At 67.3% G+C, this 16,665-nt stretch carries 12 protein-coding genes and 2 pseudogenes; 6 read left to right on the top strand and 8 right to left on the bottom strand.

Annotated elements, in window-relative coordinates:
• Positions 1 to 295: 295 nt before the first annotated feature.
• Positions 296 to 442: pseudogene (locus AB0C25_RS26945) on the top strand (IS5/IS1182 family transposase); the annotation flags it as partial.
• 94 nt (positions 443 to 536) lie between these two features.
• On the opposite strand, the pseudogene AB0C25_RS26940 reads toward AB0C25_RS26945, so the two are convergent.
• The 3 genes and pseudogenes from AB0C25_RS26940 to AB0C25_RS26930 form a co-directional block, all read right to left on the bottom strand.
• Positions 537 to 815 (bottom strand): annotated as a pseudogene (locus tag AB0C25_RS26940) (integrase core domain-containing protein); the annotation flags it as partial.
• A gap of 184 nt (positions 816 to 999) precedes the next feature.
• Positions 1,000 to 1,257 (bottom strand): hypothetical protein, encoded by a 258-nt coding sequence (locus AB0C25_RS26935; protein ID WP_357376980.1) that lies wholly within the window; start codon positions 1,255 to 1,257, stop codon positions 1,000 to 1,002.
• Positions 1,258 to 1,279: 22 nt separating this feature from the next.
• Positions 1,280 to 1,609 (bottom strand): hypothetical protein, encoded by a 330-nt coding sequence (locus tag AB0C25_RS26930; protein ID WP_357376979.1) that lies wholly within the window; start codon positions 1,607 to 1,609, stop codon positions 1,280 to 1,282.
• A gap of 575 nt (positions 1,610 to 2,184) precedes the next feature.
• On the opposite strand from AB0C25_RS26930, the gene AB0C25_RS26925 reads away from it, so the two are divergent.
• The 3 genes from AB0C25_RS26925 (at position 2,185) to AB0C25_RS26915 (ending at position 5,328) form a co-directional block, all read left to right on the top strand.
• Entirely contained in the window at positions 2,185 to 2,694 is a 510-nt protein-coding gene (locus tag AB0C25_RS26925) for a hypothetical protein (protein ID WP_357376978.1), read from the top strand.
• Between the two features lie 517 nt (positions 2,695 to 3,211).
• On the top strand, positions 3,212 to 3,895 hold the full coding sequence (locus tag AB0C25_RS26920; protein WP_357376977.1) for a response regulator transcription factor: 684 nt from the start codon (positions 3,212 to 3,214) through the stop codon (positions 3,893 to 3,895).
• Positions 3,892 to 5,328 (top strand): HAMP domain-containing sensor histidine kinase, encoded by a 1,437-nt coding sequence (locus AB0C25_RS26915; protein ID WP_357376976.1) that lies wholly within the window; start codon positions 3,892 to 3,894, stop codon positions 5,326 to 5,328. Before AB0C25_RS26920 ends, AB0C25_RS26915 begins: the two co-directional genes overlap by 4 nt.
• Before the next feature lie 56 nt (positions 5,329 to 5,384).
• Here the strand turns inward: AB0C25_RS26915 and AB0C25_RS26910 are convergent, their stop codons facing one another.
• The 3 genes from AB0C25_RS26910 to AB0C25_RS26900 all read right to left on the bottom strand — a co-directional run bounded on the left by AB0C25_RS26910 (position 5,385) and on the right by AB0C25_RS26900 (position 9,373).
• The gene (locus AB0C25_RS26910; RefSeq protein WP_357376975.1) at positions 5,385 to 7,529 is read right to left on the bottom strand and encodes an MMPL family transporter; all 2,145 of its coding nucleotides are present in this window, start codon (positions 7,527 to 7,529) and stop codon (positions 5,385 to 5,387) included.
• Positions 7,530 to 7,614: 85 nt separating this feature from the next.
• Positions 7,615 to 7,971, bottom strand: coding sequence for a hypothetical protein (locus AB0C25_RS26905; RefSeq protein ID WP_357376974.1), 357 nt, complete (start codon positions 7,969 to 7,971; stop codon positions 7,615 to 7,617).
• Positions 7,972 to 8,926: 955 nt separating this feature from the next.
• The gene (locus tag AB0C25_RS26900; protein ID WP_357376973.1) at positions 8,927 to 9,373 is read right to left on the bottom strand and encodes a hypothetical protein; all 447 of its coding nucleotides are present in this window, start codon (positions 9,371 to 9,373) and stop codon (positions 8,927 to 8,929) included.
• Positions 9,374 to 10,369: 996 nt separating this feature from the next.
• On the opposite strand from AB0C25_RS26900, the gene AB0C25_RS26895 reads away from it, so the two are divergent.
• Complete coding sequence (locus tag AB0C25_RS26895) at positions 10,370 to 13,570, top strand: BTAD domain-containing putative transcriptional regulator (protein WP_357376972.1); 3,201 nt, start codon at positions 10,370 to 10,372, stop codon at positions 13,568 to 13,570.
• A 46-nt stretch (positions 13,571 to 13,616) separates the two neighbouring features.
• Complete coding sequence (locus AB0C25_RS26890; protein WP_357376971.1) at positions 13,617 to 14,054, top strand: hypothetical protein; 438 nt, start codon at positions 13,617 to 13,619, stop codon at positions 14,052 to 14,054.
• Positions 14,055 to 14,486: 432 nt separating this feature from the next.
• On the opposite strand, the gene AB0C25_RS26885 is transcribed toward AB0C25_RS26890, so the two are convergent.
• Both AB0C25_RS26885 and AB0C25_RS26880 read right to left on the bottom strand, forming a co-directional pair.
• Positions 14,487 to 15,131, bottom strand: a complete 645-nt coding sequence (locus tag AB0C25_RS26885) for a response regulator transcription factor (RefSeq protein WP_357376970.1) — start codon at positions 15,129 to 15,131, stop codon at positions 14,487 to 14,489.
• Positions 15,119 to 16,474: a sensor histidine kinase gene (locus tag AB0C25_RS26880; protein ID WP_357376969.1), complete on the bottom strand. Its 1,356-nt coding sequence runs from the start codon at positions 16,472 to 16,474 to the stop codon at positions 15,119 to 15,121. Before AB0C25_RS26880 ends, AB0C25_RS26885 begins: the two co-directional genes overlap by 13 nt.
• Positions 16,475 to 16,665: the final 191 nt, after the last annotated feature.

Genomic DNA, 16,665 nt, shown 5'->3' with positions numbered 1-16,665 from the left:
ACACAACCACGAGACTCAGCGGTGGCTGCTCCCTGCCCACGGACAAAACCACACCGCCGCAGCAGGTCAGAACGGATCTCCTGCTGGAGTACTAGGCGGTAAGGAACTGTTGGTGGACCTGGCCTTGCAACTGGGAGCAGATTGGGTGCAGGTTGGCGAAGTGGTCTCCGCGCCCGAAGTGCTCACCGACGCCGGACAGAGACGAGGGCGTTGACCTGTGGCGATGCGGTGGAGCGGTGCGGCGTGACCTCCCAGTAGAGGCCGAAGTGGTCAGGCGACGCTGCCGGATGCCTGGGTGCAGGTAATTACCGCAGCCCACCCTGAGTGGATCTTCCCGTTAACCGGGCTGCAGCCCGCCCAGTCCCGCACGCTGGTCCGACTGGTCGCCGAGCGTGGCGGTGACGGCATCGCCGACGGCCGGCCGGGCCGGCGGGCCCAGCTTTGGGTCTGGGTCGGCAGGAGAAGCGTTCGGGGTGCGCGGTCCAGGCGCCGTCGAGGGCGTGAGCGCGCATGGCTTGCTGGGCTGCGGCGTGGTCGTAGTGGACATCGGCGGAAGGATGAAGGCCCATCCCGACGCGGTGGTGTTCGTGGTTGTACCAGCCGAAGAAGGTGTCGCAGAACGCGCGGGCGTGGGCCAATGACCCGAAGCGTTCGGGGAACGTGGGGTGGTACTTCACGGTCTTGAACGCGGCCTCGGAGAACGGGTTGTCGTTGCTGACCCGGGGTCGGGAGTGTGATCGGGTGACCTGCAGGTCGGCCAGCAGCGTCGCGACGCGTTCGGAGGTCATGGAAGTGCCGCGGTCGGTGTGCACGACGTGCGGCGGGCACATGAGCTGATCAACCCGCCCCAAAAATCTTGACACCTTCCGCAGTCGGATCCCGAGATCTACCGTTCGGTGAATGTCGCCATCGACATGCTCGCCGAGATCGGGCCAGGTCTGGGACACCCGCTGGTCGACACGGTGCGGGGCCCGAGGGGCACGATCTACGCTTCGGCCGTCAGTCCGAGGTCCGGATCTGCTCCAGGTAGGTCAGAGGCTTCCGGAGGTGCTCCATGAGCTCCCGCAGCGCGTCCTTCTCCGCCGTGGTGATCACGACGTCCTCCTCCGACAGGGCGCCGACGAGGTCCGTGATCGCCAGGTCCCAGGCCCCGGCGCCGGCGGCCTCCCGGACGAACGGCCGGTGATTCGGGCTGATCTTGGGCGCGAGCTGGTCGATGATTCGGCGGCTGAGCAGGTAGTAATCGATGACTTCCATGGGTCTCCCGTGGGTTCGGCGACTAGGCCGGCGGGTTGGTGGTGACGCCCTCGCCGCTGAGCGGGAAGCCGCCGGAGATGCTGCCGTCCTTGTCCAGGGTAACGACGCAGGTGATGCCATCGCGGGTGCCGGTGACGAGCCAGCCGTCGCCGTGGGGACGTGGCTGAGGGCGGCTGTCGGGGTTGGCGGCGATGCTCTTGAACCAGCCCTCGACCTGCGCCTTGGTGGTGCCAGGCGAACAGAGCGTCTTGCCGGCCAGGGTGGACGAAGGCTTGTGGTTGCCACTGCCCAGGCCGTCGCCGTCCCAGATCATGTCCATCGCCCCGTCGCCCATCTCACCGAAGCGGCGCATGTCGTACCTGGCGTCGGCGAAGTCGGGGTCGTCCCAGGGGTTGGTCCTCTTGGGCGCCTCGGGCTCGGACGTGTCGGCGCCCTTCTCCGCTACTTGATCCGTTCGTAGGCCAGTGAGGGGTCACCCTCCCAGTCACCGTCGGCACGAGGCCGGCAGCTCACGATCCCTCGGCGGCTGGCGGCTGGCGGCTGCCCGTCCAGTGTGAGCCCGGTTTTAGGGGGAGCAGGTTGGGAGCAGTGGGGTGCCCTGAACGGCCCTGAACGGCGTCCAACGGCAACGAACGACGCTCAACTGCACCCACCCCATCCTGCGGCTCCACGTTGCTGCAGGTCAGAGTCGGTGCGGCGTCCTGTTTCACACCGAAGAGGTCGCTGGTTCGATACCAGCATCGCCCACCCTTAGTTTTGCAGGTCAGAGGCCCGTTACCGGAGTCATCGGTAACGGGCCGGTCCCTGGCTCTCGTTGGCCCGGATTCAACCGAACTGCCCTGGATTCCTGCGCAGTGGCGGCCGATCGCCCGCTCCACCGATCCGGCGAACCGATGTCGCACTGCAGTGGCGTTGTGGAACCAGGGCTTGCTCGATCTGCTGCCCCGGTTCGCCGAGGCGCTGCGCACGCGTCTCGTCGACGTCCAAGCTGCTATCACCGATGACTGCCCGGTGCTGGTCTACATCGGACGAGCCGACGGCGGCGGGTACGTCGGCTGGGTCGGCTACGGCCCGCGTAGCTTCGGTGAACCGCCACCTTTCTGGGATGGCTTCCCCGAGCCGTTGCGGGTCTTTCTGCGCGAGGTGCACGCCGGCTGCGTCTCGGGCGGCCGGCTGTCGTACGGGCCGGTACGCCCCCGGCACATGGAGACGCGGGCCGACCTCGCCGACTGGCCGGAGGGCATCGATGGCTGGGAGGCCGACATCGAGTCGACCCGGTTGTTGCAGATCAGTTCGGACGGCGGATTGTTGAGTTACTGTCTGAGCCCGGACCTGCGGCCGGGACAGGTCGCCTTGGTCTACGAGGGTCACGTCGGCGCGAAGGACTTCGGCTCCGAACTGGACGAGCTCCTCGCCTCGCGGCTGCGCCACCCGTAGGGCCTAGCCACCGTCCGATCGGCGTGTCATGCCGCGCGCTCGGGGTACGGCGAGCCCATTCACCGAGGGCGTGCAGGGCGACATCGTGCGGGCACCGACCGGGCCGGGCCTAACCACTGCCGTCAAGTCCAGCGCGCCAGCAGGGACGGTTGACGTACCTTGCCGCCGTTGGCGCAGCGGTCGACAAGGCTCTGTGTCACCTGGCATCGGAGTGTGCGCAGCCGCCCTGCCGGACCAGTAGCTGGTCCCGTTAGCTGAGACGTCGATCCCAGTCCCGATGCCGTGACCAGTGCATTCGCTGTGGCGACCTCTTCGGCACCCGAAGGCATCGACCTTCGAAGGTTCAGGTCATCACCCCGGGATGCACGCTCGCTCATGCCGAGAACAGTGCACCTGATCATGGCGTGGGATGCTGCGGTCCACCGTGCGCCCAGGTCTCTAATCCTGGCCTCAGGTTGATCGGGGACCATGAGCGGCAAAAGCTTCGACCGGAAGGGGGCGCAGCGGCGTGCGGATCATGATCGCGGATGATGACGCGGCCATCCGTGAGTCGCTGGAGCGGGTTCTCCAGGTCGAGGGTTACGACACCAGTACCGTCGCCAACGGCTTCGCCGTGCTCGACGGGGTCGGTGGGGCCGGCGGTGACACGCTGGATCTGCTGATCCTCGACGTGATGATGCCCCGCCTCGGCGGGTTGGAGACCTGCCGGCGGTTGCGGGCGGCGGGTCGGGATCTGCCGGTGCTGATGCTGACCGCTCGTGACCAGGTCTCGGACCGGGTCGCAGGGCTGGACGCGGGCGCCGACGACTACCTGCCCAAGCCGTTCGCCACCGAGGAGTTGCTGGCCCGGGTGCGGGCCTTGCTACGCCGGCGCACGCCGGGCGACGGGGAGTCGCAGGTCCTGTCGTTCGCCGACGTCCGGCTCGATCCCGACAGGTTCGAGGCGTGGCGGGGCGGGCGACCGCTGCGCCTGACCCGGACCGAGTTCTCCCTCCTGGAGGTCCTCGTGCGTAACGCGACCCGGGTGTTGACCCGCGACGCGCTGTTCGAGGCGATCTGGGGCTTCGACATGAGCGCCACCGCCAACAACCTCCAGGTGTATGTGAGCTACCTGCGCCGCAAGATGGAGGCCGAGGGTGAGCCGCGATTGATCTACACGCTGCGCGGCCTGGGATACACGTTGCGGGAGAGTCCTCCGTGAGCAGGCGCGCCGGCCGGGAACCGCGCCGGCTGACCCGATGGTGGCGGCGGCGGTCCCTGCGGACCAGGCTGACGGTGATCGCGGCGACGGCCATCGCCGCCAGCGTGTTCATGGCCTTCCAGGTGGCCAGCGAGCTGCTGGACGGGGAGCTGCGGGACACCGCCGAGGATCAGCTGCGCGCCGACTCCGGCGTCCTGGCGACGGACGCGGAGCGCGCCGGTCTGGCGCAGATGCAGCTACCGCCGTATCCCGGATCCGGTCGGCTGGTGCGGGTCATCCTGCCCGACGGCTCGACCCGGACGCCGGCCGGCCAACCCGCGCTGCCCCCGGTCAGCGAGCACGCCGGGCGCGTGGCGCAGGGCGCTTCGGCCGACCTGATGGAGTCGAACGACATCGACGAGGACGGCCACCTCATCTACACGCTGCGGGCGGGCGACGGCGCGGTCCAGGTGGCCCGCGTCGCCAACGACAGCCCGATCAACCGGTTCGGGTTCGGCATGCTGCTGATCGGGCTGCTCTGCGTGGTCGGCGGCGCCCTTGTCGGGCGGACCGTGGCGCGGGCCGGGCTGGCACCGATCGACCGGCTGACCGCCGCCGCGGTACGCGTCGCGCACACCCAGGATCTCGACGCAGACATCCCGGATGAGGGCGGCGGGGAGATCCGGCGGCTGATCCAGTCGATCAACGACATGCTCGCCGCGCTCCGGGACTCCCGGCAGGCCCAGCAGCTGCTCGCCGAAGACGCCGCCCACGAGCTCAAGACCCCGCTCACCAGCCTGCGCCTCAACGTCGAACTGCTGATCCGGCTCGATCGGCGCGGCACCCTGGACAGCGCGCTGCCGGCGGAGAGCCGAACCCGGCTGCTCAACGACCTCGGCGCCCAGGTAGCCGAGTTGAGCACCCTCGCCGCCGAACTGACCGACCTGGCCCGCGGTGACGTCATCGACGAGAGCACCGACCTGCTCGACCTCGCCGACGTGGTGGGGGCCGCCGCGACCCGCGCGCGTTCCCGCGTGCCCGACATCGAGGTCGCACTCGACGTCACCTCCGCGTGGGTGAGCGGGCGTCCCGCTGCGCTCCAACGGGCGGTGCTCAACCTCATCGACAACGCCGGCAAGTGGTCCCCCGCGGACCAGCCGGTCCAGGTCCGGCTCCGTGCCGAGGGCGCGTCGGCGGTGCTCGAGGTCGACGACGCCGGGCCGGGCATCGACGCAGTCGACGTACCGCGGGTGTTCGACCGGTTCTACCGTGCCGACAGTGCCCGGGCGTTGCCGGGCTCCGGTCTGGGGCTGTCGATCGTTCAGCGGGTCGTCGACGCCCACGGCGGCCGGGCCACCGTCGCCCGTTCCACACGCGGTGGCGCGCTGCTTCGGGTCGACCTTCCGACCGCGGCCCCGCCTGGTCGAATCACGCGGCCCACCGCCGGGTCATGAAGAAGATCCGGGACGGGCCTGAGGCTCCGTCCCGGATCTCGCCCGTGCCGCCGCGCTCACCGTGGCAGCGCGGGCTCCTCCTCGTCGCCGGCTAGCGACTGTCGCCCGTCCGGCGGCTCCACCGGTCGGGACAGCCGGCTCGGCCACCACATCCGCCGGCCGATCAGCAGGGTGAGGGCGGGCACCAGGACCGATCGCACCAGCAGGGCGTCGAGCAGCACGCCGAAGGCGACCAGGAACCCGACCTCGATCAGCATCACCAGCGGAAGTGAGACGAGGACCGCGAACGTGGCCGCCAGGACCAGGCCTGCCGAGGTGATGACGCCACCTGTGGCGGAGAGGGCTTTGAGCATGCCGTCTCTGGTGCCGAGACGCACGGCCTCCTCCCGGGCACGGCTGGCCAGGAAGATGTTGTAGTCGACGCCGAGCGCCACCAGGAACAGGAATGCCAGCAGCGGCACCGAGTAGTCGATGCCCTTGAACCCGAGGATCGTGTCGAAGACGAACACGCTGCCGCCGAAGGCTGCGGCGAATGAGACGACCACGGTGGCCATCAGGATCAATGGGGCCACGACCGCGCGCAGCAGCAGCCCGAGCACGATCAGGACGACGGCGAGCACCAGCGGCATCACCAGCTGTTCGTCGCGGCTGGTGGTCACCTCGGTGTCGAGGTTCTCCGCACTCGGCCCACCGACGATCGCCTCCGCCCCGATCACCGCGTGCACGGCGGTGCGCACCCGCTTGATCGTGTCGTACTCTGCGGCGGTGTCCGGCGCGTCCGTCGGGTACACGGAGATGTCGGCCCAGCCACCCGTGGTCTGACCCGGGATGGCCATGGCCACACCGCGGGTGCCCTTGACGATGTCGAGCACCCGCTCCTGGTACGCCGGCCGCGTGAAGATCGTCATCGGCTGGCCGCCGAGCTCCGGGAAGTGCTGGCGGAGAACGGTGAAGCCGGTGACGGACTCCGGCGCGGACAGGAACTGGTCCTGCTCCCGCAGGGCGCCGGTATTGCCCGCCAGCCCGAGGGCGAGCACGCCGAGGACTCCGAGCGAGCCGAGCGTCGCCACCCACCGGCGGCGGCTGATGGCGGTGCCAAGCCGTCCCCAAAGCCCCGGCCTCTGCTCCACGGTCGTGCTGAACTGCGGGATGGCGGGCCAGAAGATCCGCCTGCCGAGCACCACGAGCACCGCCGGGAACAGCGTCAGCATGGCCACCAGCGCGCACAGAATGCCGGCCGCACCGATCGGGCCCAACCCGCTGGTGCTGTTCAGGTCCGCGACGAGCAGGCAGAGCAGGCCGGCGACCACGGTGGCCGCGGACGCGACGATCGCCGGCGCCGCGCCGCGCAACGCGTGGACCATCGCGATCCGGACGTTCTCGTGGTGGTGCAGTGCCTCCCGATACCGAGCGATGAGCAACAGCGCGTAGTCCGTGCCGACGCCGAATACCAGGATCGTCAGCAGCGCCGAGTTCTGGTCGTTGACCACGATGCCGAAGCCCTTGACGAGCAGGTAGACGGTCGCCATCGCAGTCAGTGCGGCCACGCCGACGACCACGAGCGGGATGAACCACAACACCGGGCTGCGGTAGGTGAGGATAAGCAGGACCGTGACGACGACGACCGTGGTGAGGAAGACCTGCAGGTCGATGCCGTCGAAGACGGCGTCCATGTCACCGTCGACCGCGGCCGGGCCAGTCACGTCGAGTTCCAGGCCGGCGGGACGGTCCTTCGCGGCGTCACGCAACGGCCCGACGATGGCCTCCGGCGCGCCGTAGGTCGTGCTCACGTCGAGAGTGAACATCATCGCCTTGCCGTCGGTGGAGAGTCTCGTCGCCGGCCCCTCCTCGTCCTCGCTGGCCGCCACCTTCGGCGGGTACCGCGTGGCAAGGGTGTTGTAGTGGCGCTCGGCCGTCGCGCGGTCGGCGTCGGTCATGCCGCCGGCGCGGTGGTACACGAACACGAACGTGTTGTCCTCACCGCCGGGGAGACTGTCCTCCAGCACCGCCACCTTGGTGGACTCGGCACCGGCCGGCAGGGTGTCCACGGCTCTGTCGGTGGTGACCGAGCTCAGCTTTCCGCTCAACGGCACCATCACCGCCGCCAGCGCCACCCATAGGCCAATCACCAACCACGGCACCCACCGGCCTGCCAACCGACCGGCCGGCGCTTCCCCGGACGGCGCTGCGTTGACTGCCATCACTAGCCTCCTACAGACGGGTCACATCGCTTATCTGGTGCCGACTTCATACCGAGCGAATCTGAGACGACTGTTAGACCGGCGCTCAGGCCGGTTGGCCGAACCAGGTGCCCAGCGCACGCACCACCGTGGTGGCGTCGAGGTCCTGCCCGGTAGGCAAGGCCCAGGCGACACAGCCGTCGCGCCGGACGAGCAACGCGTCGACGTCCACCGGGTCCGTGCGGGCAGCAACGGAGTTGACCCGTCCGGTCCACGCCGCCGCCGCGGCGGTGTCGATCCAGCGGGTCCGGGACGACATCGTGGTGATCGTGACGTCAGTGCCGCTCACCCGCCGGCTGCTCTCCCGCAGTACCTCGACAGTGAGCGGCTCCACCTGCCGCGGCGGGCCGTCGAACTCCGCTGTGGACAGTCGATTCACCTCGAGCCCGGACCTGTCCGGCATTCGGCTTCCTGACGGGCGACCCGCTGGGCAGCGCCGCGCCGCCCGACTACGCCCCGCCGGGTTCTCCTACGACTCCCGTCGCCGACCGGATCAGCTGCACCAGCCGCCGGGAGCCGGCACTGGTGCCAACCAAAGACTGGGCCGGCAGCTCACGATGGGCCGGCGGCCGGCGGCCCGGTGCGAGCCCGGGCTGGGGGAGCAGGTTGGGAGCAGCAGCGTGCCCTGAACAGCCTAGAACCGCGTCCCAACGGCATCGAACGGCGCTCAACTGCACCCAGCCCTGCCTGCGGCTCCACGTTTGGGCAGGTCAGAGGGGGTTCGGCGTCCTCTTTCCCGCGGAGTGCCCTTTGGTTCTGGACGGCGATCGGCAACGCCCTATGTCGCCTGGTAGGGGAGTGTGCGCAGGTCAAGGAGGTAAGGAGCCGTTAGTTGGCCCGGCCTTGCAACTGGGAGCAGATTGGTGCAGGTTGGCGGAGAGGTCACCGCGTCCGAAGTGCTCACCGACGGCGGGCATAGACGAGGGCTCTGACCTGCGATAATGCGCTCAAGCGGTGCGGTGTGACCTCCCAGAGATGAGCGAAGAGGTCAGCCTTCGCTGCTCCACGCCTGGCCGGTGCCGGCTGTCGTCGTGGAGCCCTTCGAGGGCGATCTAGAAGAGTTCGCCGCATCGGCGTACCGCTCGGGCCGTCCGTGGTGCTGTGCGACCATCGCTGCTCCGTCTGAGGACCGGACGCAGCGGGCCACTCCGTCGAGCGGGCGGCCGGAGACCCGCTGCGCAATCCAAGGATGCGCAGCGGGCCGGCGCAGGCGAGTACTGGTCGTATTACTTGTGCGCTGTCAGCGACAGTGGCGGAGTGGCCATCCATCGCACCTTAGGAGATTGCCGCACCATCGCGGGTGCCCTGTTGCCGAGGCCGAACCACGATGTGCTTCACCTGGTTGGGTGGAGTCAGCGCTACTCGGTCGGAGGGGTCTGACCAGGGCAGACTTCATTGGATCCGTTGCCTTGCAACAGGTCGTCCCGAATCCAGCCCCTCTTAGCCTTATTCGGCACGCTGATGACGTATGTCCACGTGTGGATCCCGTTGATGTCCCGCGCCCAGCAGAACATGTCAAGTTTCTCGCCGGGGTAGATCGTGTAGGGGTCACTACATCTGGTGCTGGAGCCGCTCCTGACATTTGCGGCCTCGGTTACATAGCCCGGACGGTCATCGAGGTTCTGCGGGGCCCCCCTGCCGCAGCTCCAGTGCATCGGGGTCATGTCGGCCGACGTGCTGGCTTTGCCGGCGGCGGCATTGGGCTCGCCGGCCGAGGCTGGTGTCATGAGGATGGTCGTCGTGGCGGCGACGAGCGCGAGCGTCGACGCGGCGAGGGGCAGTGGGCGGATGGGTAACCTGATCAACGGAACTCCTAAATAGGGAATTGACGTTACGTCGTAGATTGCCGTCAGATTCGCACCCGACAACCCGAGTTGGAACAACTTTTCGCATAAGTCCAACTGTAGGTCTCCGTCAGGCCTTGCCAGGTGTAACAGTGGTAATCCAGCCCCTCGATGGGTTGATCCACCCTGATGCGAGGTCAGCCGGTGTCAGCTCCGTTGCGGGTGTTTGCGGCCGTAGTCGTGCGATGGCGACCGGGGCGGCTGTCGTAGTCAGGCGGCGCACACATTCCAGTCCCAACCCATTAGTCCAATGTCGCTTGCTGTCTCGGGGTTCACGGATGTCTTCGCCTCCTCGGTCGACCCAAGGCGGGCCGGGCTTGTTGACATAAATTCCTCCGTTTCGTGATCCTGTCTGCAGGGTCAGGATTTGTTGGATCGTCACCCTCCAGACTTTTCTCATCGACGTCGCGAACGGTCACCTCCGGCTCGGACGGGCTACCGCAGCGGACAGGAGGAAGATTATGTGAACGTGCAGTAGAAGTTCGATAGAAAATCGATATTCCTTCGACATGTTCTCGATGTGTCGACTTCGGAATTGCCGGAAGGGCGTGTTGAATGAACACGTCAATGGCACCTTCCACCATCAGTGCTGGTTGACAGATTGCAAGAACGACCCTTTGCGGGCTGGCCTGCCCGCGGCAGGTCTGGCGTCCGCACCCCTAAGCTGCGCTCGATTGGTCGGCGGCTCGATCCGGCGCTGAGTTCGGTCAACCTACGGTTGATCTGCTGCGACGCCGTTGTGCGGCAGGGCGGTGGGGGAAGGTTGGTGCTCAGCAACTCCGCCCTGCTCCACGGTTGCCGGGCCCGCTCAGCGCTTCGACAAGATGATCGACCTACTCCAGTAACGGCGGGCGTCGGTTCGTCAGAAGAGTGTCTCTGGCACGAACCCCAGCGACCTGGGTCGATAGGGTGAGTCGTGAACGGCTGGATCTGTTGTTCGGCTTTCGGGGGGTTCGAATGATCGAGTTCTCGCTGCTGGGTCCGCTGGAGGCCGTTGCTGATGGCGCGCCGTTGATGCTCGGTCCGCCCAAGCAGCAGGTGGTGTTGGCGATGCTGGCGTTGAGGCCGGGTCGGCTGGTCGAAGTGGACGAACTGGTTGATGAGCTATGGCCAGAGAAACCCCCGACGTCGGCGGTAGCGAATGCCCGTGGTTACGCCGGGAAACTCCGGCGGACGTTCGACCAGATACCGGAAGGACGAGGTCTCTTGTCCCCGCGTAGGGGCGGGTACGAGTTGCGGTTGCCGTCGGATGCCGTAGATGTGTTCAGGTTCGTGTCAGAGTGCCAGCGGGTGGGCGTGGCGCTTGCCGGGGGGGACTTCTCCGAGGCTGACGAGTTGATGAGCCGCGTCGAGGGGAGGTGGCGGGGGCGGATGCTGCCCGGCCTGCCGCTGGGGCCAATGCTCTCAGCGCGGGCGGAAGCCGTAGGGGAGATGCGGCTCGCCTTGGTCGAGCAGCGGGCAGAGTTGTTTCTTGCCACAGGCGAGTCAGCGGCAGCTCTGGCATTGTTGCGCGGCCATCTGCTGGCGCATCCGTTGCGGGAGCATGGCCATGCGTTGTTGATGCGCGCGCTGTGCCAGCAAGGCAATATATGTGGTGCGTTGTCCGCCTACACCGCCGCCCGCTCTCAGCTGGTCGAACAACTCGGTATCGAACCTGGCATTGAACTGCGTCAGCTTCACCAGGCGGTACTGAACCGAGATCCCGCCCTGGAGGGCCCTCGTACGGTCATTGCGTCGGGGGTACCCAAGCGGCCGGGACCCTCACCCGAGACTCCAGCCCCGGCTGCTGACGGGAGCGACCAGGCCGCCAGCCAGGTCAACTGGCTGCCCTGGCAGTCCGTTCCGTTCACCGGGCGCTCCGAGATCCTTCGCGGACTGCTGGCAACCTTGCGAGACCCCAAACCCGGCACGGCGGTCGTGCAGGTGATCAACGGAATGGCCGGTGTTGGCAAGACGACGTTCGCGGTAGAGGTAGCCTCTCAACTCGCCGACGACTACCCCGACGCGCAGCTCTTTATCGACCTGCAAGGACACGGCGCAGGCGGGCAGATGGAACCAGCGGCAGCGCTCGTCATCCTGCTGCGGCAACTCGGCGTCCCGGCCAGCCGCATCCCGGTCGAGCCCGACGACCGCATTATGTTGTGGCGCGCGGAACTCGCCGCCCGACGGAGCGTCCTCGTGCTCGACAACGTCGGGAGCAGCGAACAGCTGACCCCGCTGCTCCCGACGTCACCGGGCACTCTCGTTTTGGTAACCAGCCGTCGCCGACTGCTCGTCAGTGGCCATACTCCACCGACATCATTGACGGTCCTCGCTCCGAACGAGGCAATCGACTTGCTGGCCAGGGTCGCCGGCCGGGATCGGATAGACACCGATTCAGATTCGGCAGCGACGGTGGTGCGCTTGTGCGGTTACCTTCCGCTGGCGATCCGGCTCGCGGGGGCACGCCTCGCCCACCGTCCCGGATGGCGAGTAGCGGACCTTGCCCGTCGGCTACACCTGGCTACCCCACTGATGAACGAACTCACCGCCGAAGACCACAGCGTCGCTGGCGCCTTCAGACTCACGTACGAGCCGCTCCGAGAGCCAGTGCGCCGGATGTTCCGGATGCTAAGCCTGCACCCCGGAAGACTCTTCGGTCTGGACGCTGCCGCCGCCCTGACGGACCTCCCGCTGGCGGAGGCAGAAGGCGCGGTGGCGGAGCTGGTCAACTTCCATCTGCTGGAGGAACCCGAAGTTGGTCGATTCCAGTTCCACGATCTGGTCCGCGATTACGCCCGAGGGCTCGCGCTCTCTATCGACGAACCGGCCGACCGCACGACGGCGATCGGGCGATTGCTCGACTACTGCATGTACGCGTGCCTCGCCGCCACTCGGGCGATGGGGAAGACGACGCTGTTGGCGCAGAGCCTCGGTCTCGAACAGCCGCTCCGTCCAGACTTGGTATCCGCGCTTCCCCCGAGTGTGCACTGGTTGGAGCAGGAACGGGATAACCTCTGCGCTCTTGTGCGTCTCGCCGCCGAGGGCGGCCATCCGGATCAAGCATGGCGCCTCACGCGGCTGACCTGGCGTTTCTATTTCGTCCGTGGGTATCCGGACCACCTCTTCGAAGCCCAAAAATATGGACTTGCGGCAGCGCGTCAACTGAACGATCAGGCAGCTATCGGAATGATCTGCAACTACCGCGCGTTCTCCCACCTCCGCACCGGCGACTGCGAGCAGGCGCTGCGAGATCTGGAAACTGCGGTCGAGGCGAGGGAGAGCATCGGCGACCGGTTGGGAGCATCGGTCAGCAGGGGAAATATTGCAATAGTCTACTGGCATCTGGGTAGGCTGACGGAGTCGGTCGAACTGTCGAGACGTGATTTGCGCGATCGGCGGTCATTAGGGCGGAACCAGCCGTTCGTCATGTCCAACATTGCTTTACCGCTGATGTTCCTTGGTCGATACGAGGAAGCCCTCCACACGCACCGACAACACCTCTTTCAGGCGCGCCTGACCGGGAGCCCATTCAACATCGCGCTCGCCCTCAGCAACATCGGCGCTGTCAGGTCGCGCCTCGGCCAACACAGCATCGCGGCGCGCTACCTGAGAGTGTCACTGGGACTCATGGGCCGGCTGGGCATGAGATTCGGGACAGCCTCCTCGTTCAACGAGCTGGGAGGGGTACTTCGAGAGCTGCGGCAGCTGAACGAGGCACAGAAACAGCATGAGTTAGCACTGACCGCGGCCAGGAACCACGGTGAAAAACACAACGAGGCGGCCGCTCTCAACGGCATCGGCCTCATCCTTGCCGCCCAAGGACGTCCTGCGGCAGCCGTGGAAGCCCACTACGGCGCCCTCACCCTGGCAAGCCGGATCAGTCATCCATACGAACAGGGGCGGGCCCTGGCTGGGATTGCGCATCAGATCGAACCCGAGGACCCAGTCGAAGCGCGCCGATATTGGATGCGTGCACTGGCCATCTTCCGCAAGATGGAGGTACCTGAACGCTTCGAGGTGGAGCAGCACCTCAAGAATTCCGCTACCACGCGGTCTCGGGACGACGGCCAACCGCCCTGGTCGAGCGGTGGGGGCGTGCTCCCGTCGTGCCGGCCGAAGCAGGAGTGGATGGCTTCCGCCTCGTCGCCGGGATCGGGCCAGCGCCGGAGTGCGTAGGCGAGTCATGGATAAGCTGCGCTCTCTCGAGGTGCGGGGTGAGAGTGTGCGAAAGTTCGACGACACGCTGACCGGCGAGCGTAGCTGCCCGGACTGGGAGCGGCAGGCCTTGGACTACATCGGCATGATGCGCGCCGCCGTCGCCACCGACCCCACCCACCCACGCGCCGCCGCGATCGTTGGTGAACTGAGCATCCGCAGCGCCCAGTTTCGGCGGCTGTGGGCCCAGCACGACGTACGTGAGTCGGTCAGCGGTACCAAGGCCTTCCGGATTCCCGGGGTAGGCGACATTGTCCTGGCCTGGGACACCTACCCCCTACCGGGAAACCCCGGCTCCGTCATGCTCGTCTTCACCGCCGAGCCGGGCAGCGCCGACGCGGACCGGCTGCAGCTCCTGGCATCGTTGCACGCGACCCGCTCAGCGCTCACCAACCAGCACCCCTCCCGAACGGTCTGGACCGCCGCCGGCCGAAGAGTTGGATGATCCCGTTGCTGCCGAACTCGCCGGTGCCGATGGCAAAGGCGCCCAGGGCCAACGCGAACAGGGTCAGTCCCTTCCTGCGACCCGGCCCGGGAGCGGTATGCCGCTTCGCCTCCTGGGCGTGCTGAGATTCTTGCGGCTTGTTGTGCGTACCGGTCCGGGCCGGCCCGGACCGGGTGTTGCTTACTGACGCGGTCATGGAGCCCTGTCCTTGCCGAGGAATACCTTCCGGCAGATGATGACGACCGGCAGTTGACAACTTCTGGTTTTGCTCTGGAGGCCGCTCGGTGTTCTGCCGGGACTTGGCCGCCCACTTCGATGCGTTCTCCGAGGCGAAGTCGTCCAAGACCTGTCGGTCGCGGTCCATGCGGGAAGCTGCGCTATCGACTCTTCTGCCTGCTCGGCGCTGTGGCTGGTGGGGCAGAGGCCAAGGACTCAACCTTCCAGGTAGGCGAGGACCGCCAGGATGCGCCGGTTGTCGTCCTCGGAGGGCTTGAGGCCGAGCTTGGTGAAGATGTTGTTGCTGTATTTGCTGACGGTTTTCTCGGTGACGAACATCCGGGCGGCGATCGCAGCGTTCGAGCGGCCCTCGGCCATCAGGGTGAGGACCTCATGCTCGCGTGGGCTCAGCTCCAGGAGCTTAGGGTCGGTGGAGCGGTGGGTGAGTAGCGCACTCACCACGTCGGGGTCCATAACGGTGCTGCCGGTAGCGACCTGCCGGACACTGGCGACGAACTGGTCGACGTCCGTGACCCGGTCCTTCAACAGGTAGCCCACCGCGCCAGCGCGATCTGACATCAGCTCCCTGGCGTAGATCTGCTCGACATACTGCGACAGCACCATGATGGGCAGCCCTGGAATCTGGCGGCGGGCCTCGATCGCGGAACGCAGCCCCTCGTCGGTGAAGGTCGGCGGCAACCGCACGTCGACGATGGCGACGTCGGGGCGGTGCGTCGTCAGCGACCGGATCAGCGCGGGGCCGTTGTCAACGGCTTCCACGACCTCGAATGAATTGGCCCGCAGGATCCTGATCAGGCCCTCGCGGAGCAGGGCGAGGTCCTCGGCTATCACGATACGCACGGCAGCGACATCCTCACCTCGGTAGGTCCGCCCGGCGGGCTCTCAACGGTCAGCGTGCCGTCGAAGGCCGCCAGGCGACGGACGATGCCACGCAGGCCCGTGCCGGAATCGATCGAAGCACCCCCACGGCCGTCGTCGGACACCAGCATCGTCAGTTCCCCGGTAGCGCCGCCCCGGTGGGGTGCGAACTCCACGGTGATCCGGATCTGCTGGGCCTGGGCGTGCTTGATGGCGTTCGACAAGGCCTCGGCGACGGCGAAGTAGGCCGCGGACTCGATCGGGGCCGGCAGCCGTCCGGGTAGGCGGGTCACCACCGTGGTCGGGATCGGGTTGACCAGGGCCAAGGCCTTGAGTGCGCCGTCCAGGCCACGGTCGGCCAGTACCGGCGGATGGATGCCTCGTACCAGGTCGCGCAGCTCGGTGAGGGCGCTGGACGTCGACTCGCGGGCCTCGGCCAGCAACTGCTGGACGGCCTGCGGATCGTTGGGCAGTAACTGTTCGGCCAAGCCCAGGCTCATACCCAGCGACACCAGCCGGGCCTGCGGGCCGTCGTGCAGGTCGCGTTCGATTCGGCGCAGTTCACCGGCCTGGGTGTCGACGGTCTCAGCTCGCGAGGTCGCCAACTGTTGGACGCGGGCCCGCAGGCGTGCCTGTGCGGTGGGGCCGAGCAGGGCGCGGATCACCCGAGCGTTGAGGTTCGCGAGGCGCACCGCAGTGACGTACCAGAGCAGGAGGAGAACCGGACCGAGCGGTACCAGCGCGAACGACTGCGCGACGCTGTGCAGCCGGAAGCCCTCCCCCATCGGAGTGCGGAATACCTGAGAAGGCGTCAACTGATAGATGAGTGGATAGGTCAGGTATACGACTCCGAAGACGAAGAACAGCAGCGACAGCCCGCTACTCAACCAGATGGTGATCGAGTTGACCACCAACCAGATCCAGTCCCGCCACGTCGCCGGGTCGCGCAGGATCGTCCAGAGCCGTATCGGCCACCCGGCGTCCGGCGTCGGCTGATAGGGCCGGGCGGGCACCGGTTCGCCGAGCCGGTCGGCGGCCCACTGGCGATGCAGGTCGGCAAACCAGCGCACCAGTACGGTCGCGAGCAGGGTCAGTGGGATGCCGACGCCAAGCGCGGCGATCGATATCGAGGTGATCCAGAGTGTGGCCAGCGCGGCACCTAGGACCGCGCCCGGCAGCAGCACCAGCGACCAGCCCAGCAGGCTCATCCGCTGGGCCAGCGCGGAGCGCGGAATCGGACCGCTGCGAGCGACGCGACCCGGCCCGGAGCCCTCCCGCGAGGGCGAGGAGCCGCCGGACAGGGCGGCTCCGCTGTTGTCGGTCATCTCACTCCATCGTTGCGCATCGTGCCGAACCGCCGGGCTGGTGATTCAAGTTGGCCGGCGATCCGCACTTCCCCGCGGTCGATGTCCGCCACGTCGCGTGGGATCCAGCGACCATGGTTTCCGTCCGTGGTCCACGGAGGCTCGTATCGCCGATCGACGGCTCGGTCGATCGACACCCGCACACACGCTAC

The organism is Micromonospora sp. NPDC048839 (assembly GCF_040649915.1).
Taxonomy (GTDB): Bacteria; Actinomycetota; Actinomycetes; order Mycobacteriales; family Micromonosporaceae; genus Micromonospora.
This window is presented reverse-complemented; position numbering and strand designations above follow the sequence as displayed.